The sequence below is a fragment of the Hymenobacter sp. UYCo722 genome, from assembly GCF_040547115.1.
GTDB lineage: Bacteria > Bacteroidota > Bacteroidia > Cytophagales > Hymenobacteraceae > Hymenobacter.
The window spans coordinates 210,696-229,238 of sequence record NZ_JBEPPC010000008.1 but is presented as its reverse complement, the minus strand read 5'-3'; the positions used below and the strand labels follow the sequence as shown (position 1 = coordinate 229,238).

General features: G+C 64.1%; 19 protein-coding genes. 13 read left to right on the top strand and 6 right to left on the bottom strand.

Annotated elements, in window-relative coordinates:
• Positions 1 to 125 precede the first annotated feature (125 nt).
• On the bottom strand, positions 126 to 746 hold the full coding sequence (locus ABIB44_RS17785) for a histidine phosphatase family protein (protein ID WP_354586021.1): 621 nt from the start codon (positions 744 to 746) through the stop codon (positions 126 to 128).
• Between the two features lie 141 nt (positions 747 to 887).
• Here ABIB44_RS17785 and ABIB44_RS17780 point away from each other — a divergent pair, with 141 nt between their 5' ends.
• From ABIB44_RS17780 to ABIB44_RS17750, 7 genes are all read left to right on the top strand, one after another.
• On the top strand, positions 888 to 1,325 hold the full coding sequence (locus tag ABIB44_RS17780; protein WP_354586020.1) for a hotdog fold thioesterase: 438 nt from the start codon (positions 888 to 890) through the stop codon (positions 1,323 to 1,325).
• A 24-nt stretch (positions 1,326 to 1,349) separates the two neighbouring features.
• Positions 1,350 to 2,561, top strand: a complete 1,212-nt coding sequence (locus ABIB44_RS17775) for a chorismate-binding protein (RefSeq protein ID WP_354586019.1) — start codon at positions 1,350 to 1,352, stop codon at positions 2,559 to 2,561.
• 111 nt (positions 2,562 to 2,672) lie between these two features.
• On the top strand, positions 2,673 to 4,439 hold the full coding sequence (gene menD, locus ABIB44_RS17770) for a 2-succinyl-5-enolpyruvyl-6-hydroxy-3-cyclohexene-1-carboxylic-acid synthase (protein WP_354586018.1): 1,767 nt from the start codon (positions 2,673 to 2,675) through the stop codon (positions 4,437 to 4,439).
• A gap of 139 nt (positions 4,440 to 4,578) precedes the next feature.
• Positions 4,579 to 5,403, top strand: coding sequence for a 1,4-dihydroxy-2-naphthoyl-CoA synthase (gene menB, locus ABIB44_RS17765; protein WP_354586017.1), 825 nt, complete (start codon positions 4,579 to 4,581; stop codon positions 5,401 to 5,403).
• A gap of 92 nt (positions 5,404 to 5,495) precedes the next feature.
• Complete coding sequence (locus tag ABIB44_RS17760) at positions 5,496 to 6,242, top strand: beta propeller repeat protein (protein WP_354586016.1); 747 nt, start codon at positions 5,496 to 5,498, stop codon at positions 6,240 to 6,242.
• Positions 6,243 to 6,589: 347 nt separating this feature from the next.
• Positions 6,590 to 7,039, top strand: coding sequence for a hypothetical protein (locus ABIB44_RS17755; protein ID WP_354586015.1), 450 nt, complete (start codon positions 6,590 to 6,592; stop codon positions 7,037 to 7,039).
• Positions 7,040 to 7,070: 31 nt separating this feature from the next.
• A complete protein-coding gene (locus ABIB44_RS17750; protein ID WP_354586014.1) occupies positions 7,071 to 8,186 on the top strand; it encodes an AMP-binding protein in 1,116 nt (371 codons plus the stop codon).
• A 148-nt stretch (positions 8,187 to 8,334) separates the two neighbouring features.
• Here ABIB44_RS17750 and ABIB44_RS17745 read toward each other — a convergent pair whose 3' ends face one another.
• A complete protein-coding gene (locus ABIB44_RS17745) occupies positions 8,335 to 9,051 on the bottom strand; it encodes a hypothetical protein (RefSeq protein ID WP_354586013.1) in 717 nt (238 codons plus the stop codon).
• A 46-nt stretch (positions 9,052 to 9,097) separates the two neighbouring features.
• Positions 9,098 to 10,525: a TlpA family protein disulfide reductase gene (locus ABIB44_RS17740; RefSeq protein ID WP_354586012.1), complete on the bottom strand. Its 1,428-nt coding sequence runs from the start codon at positions 10,523 to 10,525 to the stop codon at positions 9,098 to 9,100.
• Between the two features lie 189 nt (positions 10,526 to 10,714).
• Here ABIB44_RS17740 and ABIB44_RS17735 point away from each other — a divergent pair, with 189 nt between their 5' ends.
• From ABIB44_RS17735 to ABIB44_RS17715, 5 genes are all read left to right on the top strand, one after another.
• Positions 10,715 to 11,155: an ABA4-like family protein gene (locus ABIB44_RS17735; protein WP_354586011.1), complete on the top strand. Its 441-nt coding sequence runs from the start codon at positions 10,715 to 10,717 to the stop codon at positions 11,153 to 11,155.
• Positions 11,156 to 11,216: 61 nt separating this feature from the next.
• Positions 11,217 to 12,068 carry a hypothetical protein gene (locus ABIB44_RS17730; RefSeq protein ID WP_354586010.1) on the top strand — a complete coding sequence of 284 codons (852 nt, stop codon included), beginning with the start codon at positions 11,217 to 11,219 and terminating at the stop codon, positions 12,066 to 12,068.
• A gap of 21 nt (positions 12,069 to 12,089) precedes the next feature.
• Complete coding sequence (locus tag ABIB44_RS17725) at positions 12,090 to 13,130, top strand: sensor histidine kinase (protein ID WP_354586009.1); 1,041 nt, start codon at positions 12,090 to 12,092, stop codon at positions 13,128 to 13,130.
• 23 nt (positions 13,131 to 13,153) lie between these two features.
• On the top strand, positions 13,154 to 13,966 hold the full coding sequence (locus tag ABIB44_RS17720; protein WP_354586008.1) for a LytR/AlgR family response regulator transcription factor: 813 nt from the start codon (positions 13,154 to 13,156) through the stop codon (positions 13,964 to 13,966).
• Positions 13,967 to 14,002: 36 nt separating this feature from the next.
• Positions 14,003 to 14,584 (top strand): Uma2 family endonuclease, encoded by a 582-nt coding sequence (locus tag ABIB44_RS17715; RefSeq protein ID WP_354586007.1) that lies wholly within the window; start codon positions 14,003 to 14,005, stop codon positions 14,582 to 14,584.
• Between the two features lie 73 nt (positions 14,585 to 14,657).
• Here the strand turns inward: ABIB44_RS17715 and ABIB44_RS17710 are convergent, their stop codons facing one another.
• From ABIB44_RS17710 to ABIB44_RS17700, 3 genes are all read right to left on the bottom strand, one after another.
• Positions 14,658 to 15,443 (bottom strand): LytR/AlgR family response regulator transcription factor, encoded by a 786-nt coding sequence (locus ABIB44_RS17710; RefSeq protein WP_354586006.1) that lies wholly within the window; start codon positions 15,441 to 15,443, stop codon positions 14,658 to 14,660.
• A 239-nt stretch (positions 15,444 to 15,682) separates the two neighbouring features.
• Entirely contained in the window at positions 15,683 to 16,783 is a 1,101-nt protein-coding gene (locus ABIB44_RS17705; RefSeq protein ID WP_354586005.1) for a sensor histidine kinase, read from the bottom strand.
• 97 nt (positions 16,784 to 16,880) lie between these two features.
• Entirely contained in the window at positions 16,881 to 17,579 is a 699-nt protein-coding gene (locus ABIB44_RS17700; protein ID WP_354586004.1) for a hypothetical protein, read from the bottom strand.
• A 230-nt stretch (positions 17,580 to 17,809) separates the two neighbouring features.
• On the opposite strand from ABIB44_RS17700, the gene ABIB44_RS17695 reads away from it, so the two are divergent.
• Positions 17,810 to 18,511 (top strand): outer membrane beta-barrel protein, encoded by a 702-nt coding sequence (locus tag ABIB44_RS17695; protein WP_354586003.1) that lies wholly within the window; start codon positions 17,810 to 17,812, stop codon positions 18,509 to 18,511.
• The last annotated feature ends 32 nt before the right edge of the window (positions 18,512 to 18,543 follow it).

Sequence of the window (18,543 nt, the reverse complement as noted above, 5' to 3'; positions counted from 1 at the left end):
AATGGGCGGGCTTATTCGCGGCTTTCTCTCATCCTGAGCGCAGCGAAGGACCTTATCACTTTCGAACGATGCGTAGCAGCGCACGTGATAAGGTCCTTCGCTCCGCTCAGGATGAGATAAGTTACCTACCCCGCCACCTGCAAGTGCGACACATCCAAAAAGTTCTTCACCGTGAAAACGCTGCCCGTGTATTCCAGCTTATACAGGCACAAGTTGCTGTGCTCGAAGCCTTCCATGCAGCTGAGCGGATAGTTGAGCAGCTGGCAGAGCAGCACGCGCAGGGCCCGGCCGTGTAGGCACACGAGCACGGTGCGCTCATGGTCGCGGGCGCGTAGCAGCTCGATGAAGGGGCGCTGGCGGGTAGCCACCTCCTCGGGGCTTTCGCCGCCGGTGAGGCGGGCGTGGGTGTCGCCGGCGGCCCAGCCGGCCAGCACGCGGCGGTATTCCTCATCTTCCTCCATCGTGATGCGGGTGCCCTCACGCACGCCCCAACTGATTTCGTTGAGGCCGGCGTGGGCCTCGTGGGGCAGGCCGAGGTCGAGAAACTGCTGCACCGACTCGTGGGTGCGGCGCAGCGTGGAGGTGTAAACCTTGTCAAAGGGGACCTGACCATAGGACGCGAAGAACTGCGCGGCCTGCTGCCGGCCGGTGTCGTTCAGGCTCGAATCGACGCCGCTGCCCTGCACAATGCCGCGCACGTTGAAATCGGTCTGGCCGTGGCGCAGGAGAAAGATGGTCCGGGGCATGACGGGGCGAGTAGTTTTGCGTAGTCGTACGTCAACAATATCTCAAAGTACGGGTTTTTAGCCTGACTTTCGCCCTTTGCTGCCAAAAAACGCGGTTGCCGGCTCATCAGTCCGGCTTCGGCCTCTCCACCCTTCTCTTCTATGACCCCGCTGGAACAAGTGAAACGCTGGACGGCCTCACGCCCCACCCTGGCCGATGCCCTCGGCATGGAAATCACGGCCGTGACCGATGAGTGCATTGAGGGCCGCATGCCCGTCGATGGCCGCACCCACCAGCCCATGGGCCTGCTGCACGGCGGGGCATCGGTGGCCTTTGCCGAGACCCTGGGCAGCATCGCCGCCGCCCTGCGCGTCGACCCCACCAAGCAAGCCTGCGTGGGCCTCGAAATCAATGCCAACCACCTCAAAGGCGTGCGCGAGGGTTGGGTGCTGGGCCGCGCCACGCCGGTGCACATCGGCCGCAGCACTCAGGTGTGGGAAATCCGCATCACCCATGAGGAAACCGGGGCGCTGGTCTGCATCAGCCGCATCACCATGGCCGTGATTGACTTACCGACCACCAGCACCCAGGCCAGCTAGATGCCGAGCAGCCCACTTCGCCGGTTGCCCTGGCCGGCCGGAGCCGCCGGGCTCGATGCCCCGGCCCGCCTGCGCCACCTCGTGGCGGGTGCCCTGCGCACGGGCCGGCCGCTGGCCGTGTGGCGCGAGCCCGGCGCGGCCCAGCCCCAGCTGCTGGCCGCCCGCTCGCTCGAAGACACCTACACCGGCCTGCCCCCGGCCCTCGACGACCGCGCCCCGGCCGGCTTCGCCTACTTCCCCTTCCGCGACTCGGACCACAACCCGGCCCTGTTTCTGCCCGCCGACGTGCACTACGACCTGGCCCGGCCCGAGGCCGTGACCGTGGCCCCGGCCGCCCGCGAGCTGGTGCCCAACCTCGCGGCCTGGCTGGCCCTGCCCACGCCGGCCACGCTGGGCTGGCACTACAGCGCCCAGCCCCTGCCCCACGCCGCCACCGAAGCTGAATACCGGGCCCTGGTGCGGCGCGGCGTCGCCGCCATCGAGGCCCGCGAAGTAGTGAAGGTGGTGAGCTCGCGCGCCGCCCGCCGCCCCCTGCCGCCAGGCTTCGACCCACTGGCAGCCTTCAATGAGCTGAGCGAAAAATACCCGCGCGCGTTCGTGTCGCTGGTGAGCGTGCCGGGCGTGGGCACCTGGCTGGGAGCCTCGCCCGAGGTGCTGGCCGAGGTCACGGCCGACGGGCAGTTTCACACCATGGCGCTGGCCGGCACGCAGCCCCTGGTGCCGGGCGTGCCCCCGCAGGCGGCCATCTGGCGGCAGAAGGAGATTGAGGAGCAGGCGCTGGTGGCCCGCTACATCGTGAGCTGCTTCAAGCAGCTGCGGCTGCGCGAGTACCACGAAACCGGCCCGCGCACCGTGGCCGCCGGCGAGCTGCTGCACCTGCGCACCGACTTCGAAGTGGACTTGAAAAATGTGCCCAGCCCCGCCTCGCTCGGCACCGACATGCTGCGACTGTTGCACCCAACCTCGGCCGTGGGCGGCATGCCCAAAACGGCTGCCATGGCCTTTTTGCAGCAGCACGAGGGCTACGACCGCGCCTACTACAGCGGCTTTCTGGGCCCGGTGAATGTGGAAGCACCCGGCGTCGCTCGCCTCTTCGTAAACCTGCGCTGCCTGCAGCTGCGCGCCACCGAAGCCATTCTCTACGCCGGCACCGGCCTCACCGTGGACTCGGAGCCGGAGCGCGAGTGGCAGGAAACCGAGATGAAGATGAAGACCGTGGCAGCTGTTTTGAATTAAAAATTGAGAATTAAGAATTAAAAATGTGCTGGTCTTCGTGTCGACGAAAACCGGCCATTCCCTTATCACTCTCCATTTTTAATTATTCATTTTTAATTTTTAGTTCAAGCAATGCAGGCCGTTTATAACATCGCCGAAATCTGCGCCCGCCACGGCATTACCGATGTGGTGCTTTCGCCCGGCTCGCGCTCGGCCCCGCTCACGCTCGCCTTCGCTCGCCACCCGGCCCTAACCGTGCGCGTGGTGCCCGACGAGCGGGCGGCCGCCTTCATCGGGCTGGGCATCGCGCAGGCGCAGCGGCGGGCCGTGGCGCTGGTCTGCACCTCCGGTACGGCGGGGCTGAACTACGCCCCCGCCGTGGCCGAAGCTTTCTTTCAGCAGATTCCGCTGGTGATTTTCACCGCTGACCGGCCACCGGAGTGGATTGACCAGCTCGACGGACAGACCATCCGGCAGCACAATTTGTACGGCGCGCACGCCAAAGGCGCGTTCGAGTTTCCGGTCGACACCTCGCATCCCGATGCCAAGTGGCACTCGGCGCGCATCGTGAACGAGGCCATTAACCTAGCGCAGGCCGCGCCCGCCGGGCCGGTGCAGGTGAATGTGCCGCTACGCGAGCCGTTTTACCCAAAGGCGGGCGAGGCGATTGAGTATGATGAGGATGTGAAGATTATTCGGGAGATTTCGCTGCCGTCGTCAAATTTTGATTTGGTTGATTCAGGAGTCTACTCAGAGTTGAAGCAGGCGAAGCGAATGCTCGTCGTTATCGGCCAGCAGCCGGCAAATGCGCGCCTTACGGCGGCCCTTACCAAGTTCGCGGCGGTATTCGGGGCTCCGGTAGTGAGCGACAGTATTGCCAACATCGCCAGTCCGACACCAACTCAGCAGGGTAATTCCGGAGCATACTATCCCGAAGCATCCAGCTTGCTGGCCCCGGCGAGCCAGCTTGTGACGCACCAGGACGTATTTCTGGCGGGAATGTCGGCCGCGGCTAAACAGGAATTGCGACCGGATTTGCTCATCACGTTCGGACAATCATTGATTTCCAAGAGCCTGAAGCTATTTCTGCGGGATGCGGCCCCAGCCCAGCATTGGCACATTCAGGCGAGCGGCCCGGTTGCGGACACCTTTCGCAGCCTCACCCGAATCATTCGCTGCGAGCCCGAGCAGTTCTTTTCGCGCTGGGCTTCGGCCGAGCTCCCCGCCCGCGAAACGCTGGAGCCCTGGCAACGGGCCGAAACTGGAGCTGCGGCATTTCTGCATTCGTTTTTCACGGCGGAAGCAGTGCTTAACGAATTTTCCGTTTTCCGCGCGGCTTTAGCGGCTTTATTACCCCAAACCGCCCTGCACCTAGCCAACAGCATGGCCGTGCGCTACGCCAACATTCTGGGCATCCCCCAAAATCAGCAAATCGAAGTTTTTGCCAACCGCGGTACCAGCGGCATCGATGGCTGCAACTCCACCGCCGTGGGCGCGGCGCTGGCCCAGCCCGCGCGGCCGGTGGTACTGATGACCGGCGACGTGGCGTTTTTCTACGACCGCAACGCCTTTTGGCACAACTACCCCACGCCCAACCTGCGGGTGGTGCTGTTCAACAACCACGGCGGCGGCATCTTCCGCATTATCGACGGGCCGCGCCAGCAGCCCGAATTGGAGGAGTTTTTTGAGACGCGCCAGGCGCTCACGGCCGAGAACACGGCGCGGGATTTTAACCTGCGCTACTTCCCCGTTTCGAGCTTTGCAGAACTAGAAGCCGCGCTACCGGTTTTCTTTGCAGCCGAAACCGGTGCGGCAATCCTCGAAGTCTTCACCGACTCGAAGACCAACGCGGCGTTTTTTGAGGAATACCGGGCGGCGGTGAAGGCCGCCTTTGCTTGACAAACTTATTCAAACGGTCATGCTGAGCGCAGCCGAAGCATCTGGTTCGCTTGGTTGCAATCAATAATTGATTACTGCTGCACGCGAGATGCTTCGGCTTCGCTCAGCATGACGTTCTATTTCATTTATTCCATCTCAAATGACCGAACCAATCGTCTGGACCCCGATTAAGGAGTTCCAAGAAATTCTCTTCTCGCAGTTTGGCGGCATCGCCAAAATCAGCATCAACCGGCCGCAGGTGCACAACGCCTTCACGCCGCTCACGGTGCAGGAAATGATTGAGGCCATGCGCATGTGCCAGGACCGCACCGACATCGGTGTGATTATCCTCACCGGCGAGGGCGGCCGGGCCTTCTGCTCGGGCGGCGACCAGAGCGTGCGCGGCCACGGCGGCTACGTGGGCGAGGACACCGTGCCCCGCCTCAACGTGCTGGAACTGCAGAAAATAATCCGCTCCATTCCCAAGCCGGTGATTGCCATGGTGGCGGGCTGGGCCATTGGCGGCGGCCACGTGCTGCACGTGGTGTGCGACCTGACCATTGCGGCCGACAACGCCCGTTTCGGCCAGACCGGCCCCAACGTAGGCTCGTTCGACGGCGGCTTCGGGGCCTCCTACCTCGCCCGCGTGGTGGGCCAGAAGAAGGCCCGCGAAATCTGGTTCCTCTGCGACCAGTACGACGCCCAGGAAGCCCTCGATATGGGCCTAGTTAACAAAGTAGTGCCCCTCGACAAGCTAGAAGAAACGACGGTGGCCTGGTGCCACAAGATTCTGCAGAAAAGCCCGCTCTCGCTGCGCATGCTCAAATCGAGCTTCAATGCCGAGCTCGACGGGCAGGCCGGCATTCAGGAACTGGCCGGCAACGCCACGCTGCTCTACTACCTAAGCGACGAGGCCAAGGAAGGCCGCGAAGCCTTTATGGAAAAGCGCCAGCCCGACTTCTCGAAGTTTCCAAAATTTCCGTAAGCGGCCGGGTAGTACTTCAGCGAAAATCAAGTCCGTAGCCATTGCTGCGGACTTTTTTTGCTATATTTCGGATACACCCTGCTTTCCAATTTATGCCGAAATACGCTGCTTTTGTTCTGACGGCGCTGGCCTTGGCTACGGCCTGCCAGCGGCACTCCGCCGAAACGCCTACTCCCACTCCGGCCGAAGACCCCGACTGGATACGACTGGAAATCCCGGGCGAGCGAGAAGCCACTGCGGTGGCGGGCAGCCTCGATGGCACCTTGCTGGTCACTACGTACACCCACGCCTACGTTACCGCCGACCAGGGCCGGACTTGGCAGCAAACCAAGAATTTTTTCGGCTCGGTCGAGGGCTTGGTGACGCGCCACGATACTGTAGTAGCCCTACGCAGCGTGGTCGGCGACCTGTACGATAAATCAGCCGTCCACGCCGAGTTGTTTACCACCGATTACGGCCGCACCTGGCAGGACATTACCAGCATTACCGACCCTCGGGGTACCCTGGCCCGACTGCGCCAGTCCGTGGGTCGGGTGCAAGCCATCAACGGCCCGGCTTACCGCGTTAAATTCAACTACACGCCTTTTGCGCCGGGCTCCAGCAGCTATTATTCGGAGCCGTCGGACTTGGTTAAAATCGAAGGAGGAAGCCAAACAACGCTGCGCGCCCCGGCAAAACTCGTGTTCCGCAACCTGCAACTGGATGCTCGAAACCGGCTGTATGTAACGGCCGCCAGTTGTGCTCACCGCACTGCGCTCACCGATTGCCCCGACTGCCAACCGGGCAACGGCCAACAGTCTCCCGCCGTAGTTTTTGTTTCGCGCAAGCCGCTGCCGTAGCTGAGGTGCTCCACCTGCCATTCTCAAAGGGGTCTTGCTACATCGGCAGGACCTTTTTTTTGCGTCGGAACAGTAGCTGGGGCACTTCCGGGGATTGCCGAAGCTGCCGCCCAGTCAGCAGCCGGCGCACCAGATAGATGGAACAAGCAGTACCCCCTTAGAGCGGGTTCCAACCCAGTGTACATATTTCTGATGTGAAGGGAAATGCGCGCCGCATCGCGGCGGTGAGCCACTTTTCTACCGCCTTCTGAATTATCGCAAATCATTTCGCTGCTCGCTTGAAAACCCCGGCGGTTGTAGCTTGTGGGTTGTTGAAGCAACGCGGATACCTCCCCCTTTTTGCGGCCATGAACAATGTTGATTTCCACCTGAATATCCGGCGCATTCGGCGGCGGCATTGGCTGCAATACCCCGTGCAGGGCCTGTTGATGGGTGGGGCAGTGCTGGGAGCCAGCGGCCGAATGGCCGTGGGGCCAACCCTGGAGCCGGCGCTGACGACGTGGCCGATGTTGCTGGGGCTGTTGGCGCTGCTGCCAATAGTAGGCGGGCTTCTGTACGTGGTTTCGCGCTACCTGCAGCCCAACCTGCGGCGGCCCACCGAAGAGAACCTGCGCGTTTACCAAGGGCGGGTGTTGCTGCGCAACAGCTTACTGGGCCTGCTGGCCCTGCCTTTGCTGGCTTCGTACGTCATCAGCCACAAGCCGCTCGACCTCGTTCTTTGCGCGGTGGTGCTGCTTACAATGGGCTGGCAAACGCAACCTTCGGCCGAAAGGTACCAGCGGTGGCTGGTGGCCTGAGGCCCGCGCTCCAGTCTTTATTCTGACATTTATGACTTCTGCTTCCGATTTGCTTCCCACTTCCCTCCTGCTCAACGGCCGCGAATACGCCTACGCCGCCATCCGCGAATATCCGGCCCGGCTCGATGCGCCCGTGAATGGCTACGAAGCCAAAGTGCTGGATTTTGTGCGCCAGTGGCTGAACGGCACCCAGGAGTTTACGCTGACTACCTCGGGCAGCACCGGGCCACCCTCGCCCATCGTGCTGCGGCGGCGGCAGCTCGAAGCCTCGGCCCGGCGCACGGCCGACTTCTTCGACCTCGGCCCGGGCGACCGGGCGCTGGTCTGCCTCAACGGCGAATACATTGGGGGCATGATGATGCTGGTGCGTGGGTTGGAGTGGAACATGCACCTGACCATTGTGGAGCCGCACGCCGACCCGTTCGCCTACGTGGCGGCGGACGCGAAATTCGACTTCGCCGCCTTTGTGCCCTTGCAGCTGAAAACCGTGCTGACCGCCGGCCATGCGCCCCGGCTCGATAAGATGAAAGCCTTTCTGATTGGCGGGGCCCCCGCCGACACGGCGCTGACGCAGGAGCTCCAGCCGCTGAAAGCTGCCGCCTGGCTGACCTACGGCATGACCGAAACCTGCTCGCACGTGGCCCTGCGCCGCCTAAATGGCCCGCACGCCACCACCAGCTTCCGGGTGCTGCCGGGCATCGCAGCCGGGCAGGACGAGCGCGGCTGCCTGACCCTGCGCGGCGACGTGACCGACGACCAGCTCATCGTCACCAACGACGTGGTGCAGCTGCTCGATGCGCACTCGTTTGAGTGGCTGGGCCGGGCCGATTTCGTGATAAACTCGGGCGGCGTGAAGGTGCCGGCCGAGAAAGTGGAGCTGGTGCTCGACGTGGCGCTGGCCGAAATCGGGGCCTCGCGCCGCTGCTTCGTGGCGGGCCAGCCCGACGAGCGGCTGGGCCAGGCCGTGACGGGCTTCATCGAAGGAAAACCGCTTACTACCGAACTGGAAAGCCAGCTCCGGAGCCTGCTGGCCGAGCGGCTGGGGCGCTACGAGCAGCCCCGACAGCTGCGCTACGTGCCGGCGTTCGCGGCTACGCCCAACGGCAAGCTCGACCGCGCTGCCACCCTGCGCCGGGCCAACGCTTAATGGGGGTAGGCGTTGGTTGAAAAGTCGTTTGAATGGTATAAAGACCCAATTTATTGCGTTTCATCATGGAACGATACGGCGAATGAAGCCCACCCGACATCCGAAAGGCGCGGCCAGGCATGCCGTTCCTGTTATTCCCAACTCGGCCTTAGTCGGCCTGGAAGTAGGCCTGCGTGAACAGGGGTTCTCTTTCCTTCAGCACCTTGACGAATTCGCCCAGAAACAGGTTGGCCCGCAGGTAGAACACCGGCCCGTTGAGCTCGCGCTGAATGGGACCGGGCACGAATACCGGCTGCCGCCAGCCCAGCCCCGTGCCCACGCCCGCCCACCGAAACACCCGCAGCTGGGCCGCCAGCGTGGGCTCGACCACCCCCATAAAATCGCGCGGGGTTTTGGCTTGGTCGCCGGCCTGGTTCTGATAGAGTACGTAGGCCGAGCCCAGCCCCATTTGCAGGTTCCCGCTGATTTCCCAGCGGCGGGTTTCAAGCAGGGCGTAGCCGGCGTAGGCAGCCAAGTAGCGGAAGCGAATCTGAGCCTCGAAAGCCGAAGAGGCATCGGGCGGCGAGGCCTGCCGGGTGGGCACGCCGGTACTCAGGAAATACACCGCCGCCCCAATGCGGAAACGGTTTTTGAATTCAACGCCCAGCTTCAGGCCGTTGATGGTGGTGAAGTGGTGGTTGAGAATGGAATAGCGCGAGTCGTACTGCGCCACGAAGCGACTGCGGGGCAGGTACACGATGTTGGGCCGGCGCGCCACTGAGTCGCGCCCCGCGCTGGCGGGAGCAGGCAGCCCCTGCGCCCCGGCCGGAAGCCCCGCCCCCGCCAGCAGGGCCAGCCACAACGCACAACGCACACCTATTGCCATCGCCACTTACCTACGGGTTTCACCGCCACAAAGGTACGCGCCCGGCCTACTGCGCCAGGGCCTGCTCGATGGCAGCCACGGCCTCGGAACCCGTGCTGGGCCGCGGGGCCGTGCGCGTGAGAATGCGGCCATCGCGCCCGATGAGCCAGTACGTGGGGTAGCCCTGCACCTGGTAACGGCTGGCTACGTCGTCTTTCTCGGGGCTGCGCAGGTGCACGCTGTTGGCGCTGGCGAGGTGCTGGGCGGCCAGCACTTTTTGCCATTTGGCTTCGGCATCGCCCACCGAAATAAAGACGAATGCCACGTCGCGACCTTCAAATTTCTTCTTCAACTCGATGCTGGCCGGCATTTCCTGCATGCACGGCCCGCACCAAGTACCCCAGAAATCGAGGTACACGATTTTGCCCCGCAGGTCGGCGAGCGCCACTGGTTTGCCCGCGTTGTCGAGCAGCGTGAAGGCCGGGGCCGGGCTGCCCACCCGCACGGCTACCTGCCGGCCGAGGAGCGTGCGCAGCTCGCGGGCAAAGGTCGAATCGCGGTTGAGCGCGCGAAAAGTGGGGTAAGCGGCTACTACGCCGTCGAGGCTGGAATCGAGCTTCCACGAGTAGAGCTGGTACATGGCCCGGTCGAGGCTGGCCGTGCTGGGGCCGAAGTCGGCTTGGGCCAGCGCATAATGGCGGGCAGCTTCGGCGGGGTCGGAGCTGAGCGCGCCCGAGGGGGCAAGGCGGTTGCTATAATTCGTCAGGAATCCCATCACGGCCGTGTTGCCATCGATGCCACGGTCGGCGAGGTACTGGTCGAACTGTTTCAGGGGCAGCTGCTGCAAAAAATCGAAGTACGTAGCCGGCAGCGTGGGTTCCTGCTTGGCCAGGGCGCGGTAATACCCCGGGTATTGGAGCAGGGTGCTGGCCCAGCGCAGGTCAATGTCCAGCGCGGCGTTGCGCTGGAAATCGGCGGGCAGCGGGTGGGCCTTGGCGTAGGTGGTCAGAAAATCGCGCCGCGCCTGCCGGAAGGCGTCGGCCTGCTGGCGCATCTGGGCGGCAGTGGTGGTAGCGGTGGGCTCGGGGCGCGGCACGGTCCCGGCCGGCCCGAACTCGAATTTCCACAGCGCCTGCGCCAGGTAGTTGCTGACCGTGGCACCGCGCCCGGTGTAGCGCAGGCTCTCGTCGAAACGCGGAAAGTCGAGGGTCATCTGCACGTCGTCGCCGGGCGTCAGGTAGAGGCTGGTGCGCTGGCCGGCGTAGGAAAACTGCACGGGTGTGCCGGCCTTCAGGTCTTGGAGGGCAATGCTGAAATTGCCGGCCGGGTTGAGCACCGTTTTGACCGTGCGCGGGCCGTAGTGCCGGCCGTAATTCAGGCGCACGGTGTCGCCGGGCGGCGCGTGGTCGAGGTGACCGTGGAGGGTGGCCGGTGCCGGCGGCGCGGGCAGGCGCAGGGCGGCCGCGAGGGCCAGCGCCGGTAGGAAAAGTAGCATGAGGCAGCAGGGTTTATTGGAAAGTTGACGGAAGATAACTCCTGGCACAGAGTCGCCCGGCGGCCCGCAGGTTGCTTCACCCCGGCCCAAGAGCCGTTTTACCGCCCGCCCGCCACGCTTCGCCCCGATGGCGCTGGGGCCGGCCGGGCCGGCCTGCTAGCTTTGGCCCAACGCTTTACCCCTGCTCCCATGCTCACCCCCGACTTCCTGTTTTCCGTTGCCAACCCCGTAGCCCTGCTGGGCTGGGCCCTGCTGGTACTGGCCCCGCGCTGGCGCGGTACCCGCGCCGTGGTGCTCAGCGGCGCGCTGCCCCTGCTGCTGGCCGTGGCCTACACCGCGCTCATCGGCTACCAGACGGTGGTGCACCCGGCCGCGGAGGGCGGGTTTGGGTCGCTGGCCCAGGTAGCCGCGCTGTTTCGGCAGCCGTGGGCACTGCTGGCCGGCTGGGTGCATTACCTCTGCTTCGACATGTGGACCGGCGCCTGGGAAACCCGCGACGCCCAGCTGCGGGGTGTGCCGCACTGGCTGCTGGTGCCCTGCCTGCTGCTCACGTTTATGTTCGGGCCGGTGGGGCTGCTGCTGTATTTCGGCGTGCGGCAGCGCTATCCGGCACCGCCCGCCGGGGCTTGATTCTCCGAGCTTTTTGCCGCGGTACCATCTGCTTTTTTTCTGGCTTCAACTTGCTTACTTCATGAAAACCGCCCTGCTTTCGAGTGCTGATTTTTTGCCACTCGGCCCGGCCGCGGCCGGCACGGTGCGCGAGGCCCTGCGCCTGCTGCACCGCGCCAACCCGGCCCTGTCGTGGACCGGCTGGCTGAACGTAACCCTGGCCGCGCTGGCCGTGGCGCTGCTGCTCATCGACCACCGCCTCGTGACCGGGGCCCCGGTCTGGCTCAAGCCCCTGAAGTTTTCGTTGTCCATCATCGCCTTTGCCTGGGCACTGGGCTGGCTGCTGGCCAGCCTGCCCGCCGCCGCCCAGCGCAGCGTGCAGTTCCTGAGCTGGGGCGTAGCACTGAGCATGGCCGTGGAGCAGGCCGTTATTTTCGTGCAGGCGGCGCGCGGCACCACCTCGCACTACAACGGCAGCTCCGGCCTGAACGCCGCGCTGTTCGGCCTGATGGGCCTGTTCATTGCCGTGAACACGCTGATGACGACCTGGGCCCTGTACCTGGTCTGGCACTACCAGCCAGCCGGGCCGGCGGGCTACGTGTGGGGGATGCGCCTGGGGCTGCTGGTGTTTCTGGTGGGGTCGGTGCTGGGCGGCTTCATGATTCACAACATGCAGCACACCGTGGGTGCGCCCGACGGCGGCCCCGGCCTGCCCGGCCTGGGCTGGAGCACCCGCGCCGGCGACCTGCGCGCCGCCCACTTTCTGGGCATGCACGCCCTGCAGGTGCTGCCCCTGCTGGGCTGGGCCCTGAGCCGCACGCTGCCGCAGCAGGCCACCGCCCTCACCTGGACCGGCGCGGCGCTGTATGCCGGCGCGGTGGGCGGGCTGTTTATGCTGGCAATGGCGGGCCGGCCGCTATGGGCCGGGCAGTAGCAGGCGCTACTTTTACCCCTGATGCTTTCTCACGCGCCCAACGACCGCCGCTTTCTGCTTTGGGGTATTCCGGGGCTGAGCCTGCTGATTGCGGCGTTCAGCCTGCCCACGGGGCCGTATGGCCGCTGGCCGCTGGTGCTGGTGCACTGGCTTATCGGGCTGTACTTCACCACGGGCTACTGGCTGGCCAACCGGCAGCTGTGGCGGCTGCTGCTGGTGCGCTTCCCCAGCCCGGACCAAACGCCGCGCCGCCTGTGGGCACTGGCGGGCCTAGCCGTGCTCGTCACCACTGCTGCCACCGTGGCCCTGATGCTGCCAATGAGCCTGCTCCAGCCCAGGGAGCATTTGCTGTCGGCAGGCAAGCTGCTGGAGGAAGTGCGCTTCAGCCTGGTGCCCACGGTGGCCGTGCTCACGCTCTACGAGGCAACGTACTTTTTTCAGGAGTGGAAGGCCAGTCTGGGCCGGGCCGAGCAGCTGGCCCGCGCCAGCACCCAGGCCCAGCTCGATGCCCTGCAAAACCAGCTCGACCCGCATTTTCTGTTCAACAACCTCAACACGCTGGCCGCCCTCATCGAGCCCGGCAACGCCCCGGCCCAGGATTTCGTGGAGCAGCTGGCCGACGTGTACCGCTACGTGCTGCTGGCCCAGGGCCGCGCCACCGTGCCCCTGGCCGAGGAGCTGGCCTTCGTCGAAACCTACCTGGCGCTGCACAAAGCGCGTTTTCGGGATAATCTGCGGGTCGAAATCCACATCGCGCCCGCCGCCCTGGCCCGACACGTAGCCCCGCTCAGCGTGCAGCTGCTGGTGGAAAACGCGCTGAAGCACAACGTGGCCTCCCGCGAGCACCCGCTGCACCTACGGCTAGCCGCCACCGCCGAAGCACCCGAGACGCTGGTGGTCGAAAATACCCTGCGGTCCCGCACGGCCGGTTTTGCGCCCAGCACCGGTACCGGCCTGGCCAACGTGCGCCGCCGCTACGAGCTGCTGGGCGCGGCACAGGCCGTGGAAGCCGGCGCGCAGGGAAACCTGTTTGTGGTGAAATTGCCGCTGCTGGTACCGTAGCCCGAACCTTAGCAACTTGCCCTATGACCGTTCTGCTCCTCGAAGACGAGTACCCCGCCGCCGAGCGCCTGCAACGCCTGCTGCTGCAAGCCGCGCCCGAGGCCCGGGTGCTGGCCGTGCTCGATACCGTGGCCGGGGCCCTGGCCTGGTTGGCCACTCATCCGGCTCCCGACCTCATCCTGAGCGACATTCAGCTGGCCGACGGGCTAAGCCTCGAAATTTGGGAGCAGGCCGTGGTGCCCAGCCCGGTCATCTTCACCACCGCGTTTGATGCCTACGCCATCCGCGCCTTTCAGGCCCACAGCGTGGCCTACCTGCTGAAACCCGTGAAGCTAGCTGAGCTGCAAGCCGCCCTGGCCAAACTGCGGCGGTGGAGTGAGTTAAGCGTTAAAACTGAAGAGTTGAGGGCTGATTCGGCCGACCAACCACCTGCAACTCCTAACTCCTCACTCCTAACGCTCAACTCCATCGAGCATTTGCTCGATGCCCTGCGACCCTACAAAACGCGGTTTCTGGTGCGGCAGGGCGAGCAGCTGCTGCCCCTGCCGGTGGCCGAGGCGGCCTGGTTTCTGAGCCGGCACGAAACCGTGACGCTGGTGACCACCGACGGCCGCCGCTTCGTGCTCGACTATACCCTGGAGCAGCTCGAAGCCCTGCTCGACCCGGCCCGGTTCTTCCGCCTCAACCGCCAACTCATTGCCCAATTACCGGCCGTGCGCCGCCTGCACCCGCATTTCGGCGGCAAGCTGTTGGTCGAGCTGCACCCCGCGCCCAGCGAGGAAATCCTGGTGAGCCGCGAGAAAGCTTCGGCCCTGAAAGCCTGGTTGGAAGGGTAGGTTTCGGAGTATCTTAGTGCTCTAATCCCCATTGTCATGACTGCAATTACCCTGAAAAGCCCCGTGTTCGCGCGCCTCACCGACGAGGAGTTCTTCCAGTTCTGCATGGACAACCGCGACCAGCGCATCGAGCGCGATGCCAACCATCAAATCACGTTTATGCCTCCAACTAATTCTGAAACCGGTGCGTCCAATGCTCAACTGACACGTTTGCTAGGCAACTGGACCGAAGATACAGGCCTTGGCATCTTTTTCGATTCTTCCACCGGCTTCAGCCTCAATACGGGAGCTATGTTCTCGCCCGATGCCAGTTGGATTGCCCAAGCCCGATGGGATGCTTTGAGTCCCGAGGACCGGCGTGGCTTCGCTCGTATCTGCCCCGATTTTGTGGTGGAGCTGCTCTCGCCCACCGACCGCCTCAGCGACACCATGCGGAAGATGGAGCACTGGCTTGAAGCCGGGGCGCGGCTCGGCTGGCTCATCGCGCCCGGCACCGAGTCGGTCTATATTTTTGAGCCAGGCCAGCCCGTGCGCCCCGTCGTGGGTTTCGACCAGGAGCTGGTGGCCGGCCCCGTGCTGCCCGGCTTCACGCTGGAGCTGCGCCGGCTGCGTTTTTAATGGTTAACGGTTAGTGATTAGCGGTTAACAGATAAAGGCTTGTCATTAATCACTAACCGTTAACCATTAACCACTACCTATCCAGCCAGCTTTTGAACGTATTCACCTTCTCCCGGCTCACCAGTACCTGGGCGTCGGGCGCGACGGGCTTGAGCACGGTTTGCAGGCGGGAGTTGGCGTAGTGAATGATGTCCTGAATGGCCGACTGCTGGGCCAGGTAGGCGCGGTTGAGGCGGAAGAAGCGGCGCGGGTCGAGCAGGGTTTCGAGCTGGTCCATCGTGTAGTCGACCACGAACTTGCGGTTTTCGGTGGTTTGCAGGAAGGTAGCTTTTTCGAGGCTGAAGAAGTAGGCAATCTGGTCGAGGGGCACCACTTTCAAATGCTCGCCCACGCGCACCACAAACTGGGTTTTGTATGTGGCGGTGGGCGGGGCCGCCTGCTGCATTTGCTGCATCAGCTGGGCCAGCAGGGCGGAGTCGAAGGCGGGCGCGGGTGCGGTAGGCAGGCGCTGGCGCAGCTTGGCCAGGGCGGCGGCCAGCTCGTCGGCATCAATGGGCTTGAGCAGGTAGTCCACGCTGTTCACCTTGAAGGCTTGCAAGGCGTACTGGTCGTAGGCGGTGGTGAAAATGACCGGGCAGCGCACCGCCACCTGCTCGAAAATCTCGAAGCTGAGCCCGTCGGCCAAGTGAATATCGAGAAACAGCACGTCGGGCGTCAGCTCTCGCAGCAACTGCACCGCCTGACTCACCGATTCGGCGGTGCCGAGGATTTCGAGCGGCTCGGGCTGGCGGGCCAGCAGGTCGGCGAGGCGGCGGGCGGCGAGGGGTTCGTCTTCAACGATGAGGGCGCGGAGGGGCATTTCTTGAATTAAAAATTAAAAATGAAGAATTAAGTAATCGTGCAGAAGTAACCGTATTGACTCTTGAACGTCATGCTGAGCGTAGTCGAAGCATCTCTCCCGCTTCGTCAGGACCATGCAACGAAGCGGGAGAGATGCTTCGACTACGCTCAGCATGACCGCCTTTTTTGCTGCGATTACTTTTGCACGACTACTTAAAATCTGGCCATTTTGAGCCATTTCTAATTCTTCATTTTTAATTAAATCCTCAGCAGCGGCAGCGTCACCACAAACTCGCCGGCCTCCTCCCCTATCGCCAGCGGCTTATCGGTGAGGAAAGCGTAGCGGGCGGCCAGGTTTTTCAGGCCCCGGCCCGATGACTCGCCCGGGGCCAGCCGGCGCGGGCGGCGGGTGTTGCGCACGGTGAGGGTGTGGGCGGCTGGGTCGAGGGTCACGCGTAGGCGCACCGGGTCGGCCTGATAGGCGGTGTTGTGCTTGATAACGTTTTCGAGCAGGAGCTGTAGCGCCAGCGGCGGCACAAAGTACCCGGTCAAGACAGCGGGCAGCAGGTCCATTTCCACGGCCAGGGCTTCGCCGAGGCGGGTTTGCTGGAGGTAGAGGTAGCTTTCGGCGAATTTCAGCTCCTCGGCCAGCGGCACCAGCTCCTGGCTTTCGCTGTCGAGCACGTAGCGGTACACCTGCGAGAGCTGCCGGATGAAGCGTACGGCGCGGGCGGGGTCGTTTTCCTCCACCAGACTGGTGAGGGCATTCAGGGAATTGAAGAGAAAGTGCGGGTCAACCTGCCGGCGCAGGGAATCGAGGCGGGCCACGGCAGTTTCTTTTTCGAGGCGCTCGGCGCGCACGGCGGCTTCCCGCCACTGGAAGAAAAAGGCCCGGCTGTGGTTGAACAGCGAAATAATGACCGTGATAACCAGCGGCAGCATCAGCGGCCAGTACATGGCCGGAGTAAAGAGCTGAGCCAGCGGCCGGCCGCGCAAGAGCAGCAGCACGGCGTTCATCAGCAAAATAACCAGCGCCGAGCCGCCCAGCGACACCGATAGGGTGAGCAGCAGCCGGCGGACGGGGCGCTCCGTCCAGGTGTAGCGCCGGTTCAGCCAGTCCACCATGTAGCCATTGGTCAGCCACAAGCCCATCGAATACATCAGCGTGTAGCCGTAGGTGATGGCAAATGCCGTGAAGCTGCGCAGCGAGCCGGGATTCACAATCACGCTGATGACAACCGATAACACCAGGATTATGCGCAGGGCCTTCCACAGGGTTTTGGCAGAGGTGGAACTGGGCACGCTGCCGAATACCGGGTCAGCAGCGTCATCGGCGTAGGGGCGGGCGGAGGTGGACACAGGCGAAGAAGTTTGCATCAAAGTAACCATGAAGCCGGCCGAAAAGCCGGCCCGGTGTCGGGCAATGGTTTCCGGCCGGCGGGGTGGATGCGCCGATTTACTTAGCGGCCACGGCGGCGTTGGCTTTGGCCAGCATGGCATCGGTCATGGCCTCGCCCCAGGTTGGGCTGAGGGCAGTGGCGGGCCGGAAGGTGGCAAACAGGGCCTTGGCTTGCTCGTAGAGCGGCTTGGCTTGCTCGGCCCCGCCGCCGAACATGGCCGGGCGGTAGTACAGGTCGTTGGCCAGCAGCAGGTACACGCGGGGGTTGGCGGGGGCCAGGGCTTTAGCTTGGTTCAGGGCCTCGGCCACGCGGCCCGTGTACACCATGCCCCGCGTCATCGGGCTCACCATGATGCGGCCCTGGTAGATGTAGGCCTGGAGCACGAGCAGCTCGGCCGGGTCGACACCGGACAGCTTTTTGGCTTGGTCGAGGGCGGTCTGGGCCTGGTCAAAGAGCTTGTCCTGCTGGTCGCCGTCTCTGCCGGCGAAGCCCAGCTTGAGGTAGGCGCGGGCCTGGTAGTAGCGGGGGGGCCAGGCGGTGGGGGCGGCGGCGGCGGCGCGCTCCAGCTTGGCGAGGGTGGCCTGCACATCGGCGGGAGTTTTGGCGGCGTTCTGCTCGGCAATGGTGGCCGTCATCATAGTGGTGTAGGCATCGGCGGGCACGGCAGCGCTGCTGGCCACGGCCGGGGTGTTGGACTGGGCAGCGGCGGCCAGCGCAGCAGCGGCCAAGGCGAGGGTGAGGAGGGCGGTTTTCATTTTAGTTAAGGGTTAAAAGAATTGCTGTGGTTGATGATTCAAAGGTGGCGGCGGGGCCGGCTGGCCGAAAATGGCCGTGCCCGAAACGTCGGATGAGCCGGATGAACCGTCGGGGCTAGCGGATGGGACTTGGCCGCCCATATTCCGGTCTTTGGCTTTTTTCCGGCCCCGTGCAACGCCAGGGCCGGTTGAGGCATCATCCCGATGTTCCACTCTTTCCCGACACCCGCATGCGTTTCCTTTCCGTTGCCCTCGGCGGCCTGCTCCTCGGCGCTGCCTTTCCTGCCCTCGCCCAAACCGCTGCCGATGCGCCGACCACGCCCCGCTTCTACGTGGGCCTGGGGGCCTACAGCAGCTACTACAACCAGCTGGGCGGCTTGTCGCGCGGCTACAATAGCCCCGTGCGGCTGCCAGTGCAGCTCGTGGCCGGCTACCAGCTGCGCCCGCGCCTGGCCGTGCAGGTAGGCGTGGCCTACAGCGGCGCCACGGCCAACTTATCTGCCGTGGGGCTCGCCTATAACCCCGCTAACCCCAATAGGGGCACCTTCTTCGAATACTACGGCACCAGCACCCAGCGCAACACTTCCCTGTCGGCGCTGGGCCGCTACACGCTCACCCGCAACCCGGCCCACCGCGTGCAGTTCGACGCGCTGGGCGGCTTCACCCTGGAGCATGCCAGTGGCTTCGACCGGGGCACCTACTCCGACAGCCTCGGCGGCACCCGCAACGTGACGAACTACAGCTACCGCGCCTCCCGCAACACGCTGCTGCTCACGGCCGGCATCGGCACCCGCTTCCGCCTGAGCCGCCACGTTGAGCTCACCTACGATTTCACCCTGAACAAAGCCCTAACCAACTACGGCTCGACGGGCCAGTTTCAGGGCCTCACGAGCAGCAGCGCCCTGGGCCTGCGCTACCGGTTTGGGCGGTAATCTGCCGCCTTTTTTTGCAGCCGGCAGCTACC

Excerpts from the sequence above, each read along its gene's own strand:
- ABIB44_RS17710 (WP_354586006.1), bottom strand. The coding sequence starts at position 15,443 with ATGCCCCTCCGCGCCCTCATCGTTGAAGACGAACCCCTCGCCGCCCGC.
- ABIB44_RS17695 (WP_354586003.1), top strand. The coding sequence starts at position 17,810 with ATGCGTTTCCTTTCCGTTGCCCTCGGCGGCCTGCTCCTCGGCGCTGCC.
- ABIB44_RS17750 (WP_354586014.1), top strand. The coding sequence starts at position 7,071 with ATGACTTCTGCTTCCGATTTGCTTCCCACTTCCCTCCTGCTCAACGGC.
- ABIB44_RS17725 (WP_354586009.1), top strand. The coding sequence starts at position 12,090 with ATGCTTTCTCACGCGCCCAACGACCGCCGCTTTCTGCTTTGGGGTATT.
- ABIB44_RS17715 (WP_354586007.1), top strand. The coding sequence starts at position 14,003 with ATGACTGCAATTACCCTGAAAAGCCCCGTGTTCGCGCGCCTCACCGAC.
- ABIB44_RS17755 (WP_354586015.1), top strand. The coding sequence starts at position 6,590 with ATGAACAATGTTGATTTCCACCTGAATATCCGGCGCATTCGGCGGCGG.
- menB (WP_354586017.1), top strand. The coding sequence starts at position 4,579 with ATGACCGAACCAATCGTCTGGACCCCGATTAAGGAGTTCCAAGAAATT.
- ABIB44_RS17740 (WP_354586012.1), bottom strand. The coding sequence starts at position 10,525 with ATGCTACTTTTCCTACCGGCGCTGGCCCTCGCGGCCGCCCTGCGCCTG.
- ABIB44_RS17760 (WP_354586016.1), top strand. The coding sequence starts at position 5,496 with ATGCCGAAATACGCTGCTTTTGTTCTGACGGCGCTGGCCTTGGCTACG.
- ABIB44_RS17735 (WP_354586011.1), top strand. The coding sequence starts at position 10,715 with ATGCTCACCCCCGACTTCCTGTTTTCCGTTGCCAACCCCGTAGCCCTG.
- ABIB44_RS17785 (WP_354586021.1), bottom strand. The coding sequence starts at position 746 with ATGCCCCGGACCATCTTTCTCCTGCGCCACGGCCAGACCGATTTCAAC.
- ABIB44_RS17720 (WP_354586008.1), top strand. The coding sequence starts at position 13,154 with ATGACCGTTCTGCTCCTCGAAGACGAGTACCCCGCCGCCGAGCGCCTG.
- ABIB44_RS17730 (WP_354586010.1), top strand. The coding sequence starts at position 11,217 with ATGAAAACCGCCCTGCTTTCGAGTGCTGATTTTTTGCCACTCGGCCCG.
- ABIB44_RS17700 (WP_354586004.1), bottom strand. The coding sequence starts at position 17,579 with ATGAAAACCGCCCTCCTCACCCTCGCCTTGGCCGCTGCTGCGCTGGCC.
- ABIB44_RS17780 (WP_354586020.1), top strand. The coding sequence starts at position 888 with ATGACCCCGCTGGAACAAGTGAAACGCTGGACGGCCTCACGCCCCACC.
- ABIB44_RS17745 (WP_354586013.1), bottom strand. The coding sequence starts at position 9,051 with ATGGCAATAGGTGTGCGTTGTGCGTTGTGGCTGGCCCTGCTGGCGGGG.
- menD (WP_354586018.1), top strand. The coding sequence starts at position 2,673 with ATGCAGGCCGTTTATAACATCGCCGAAATCTGCGCCCGCCACGGCATT.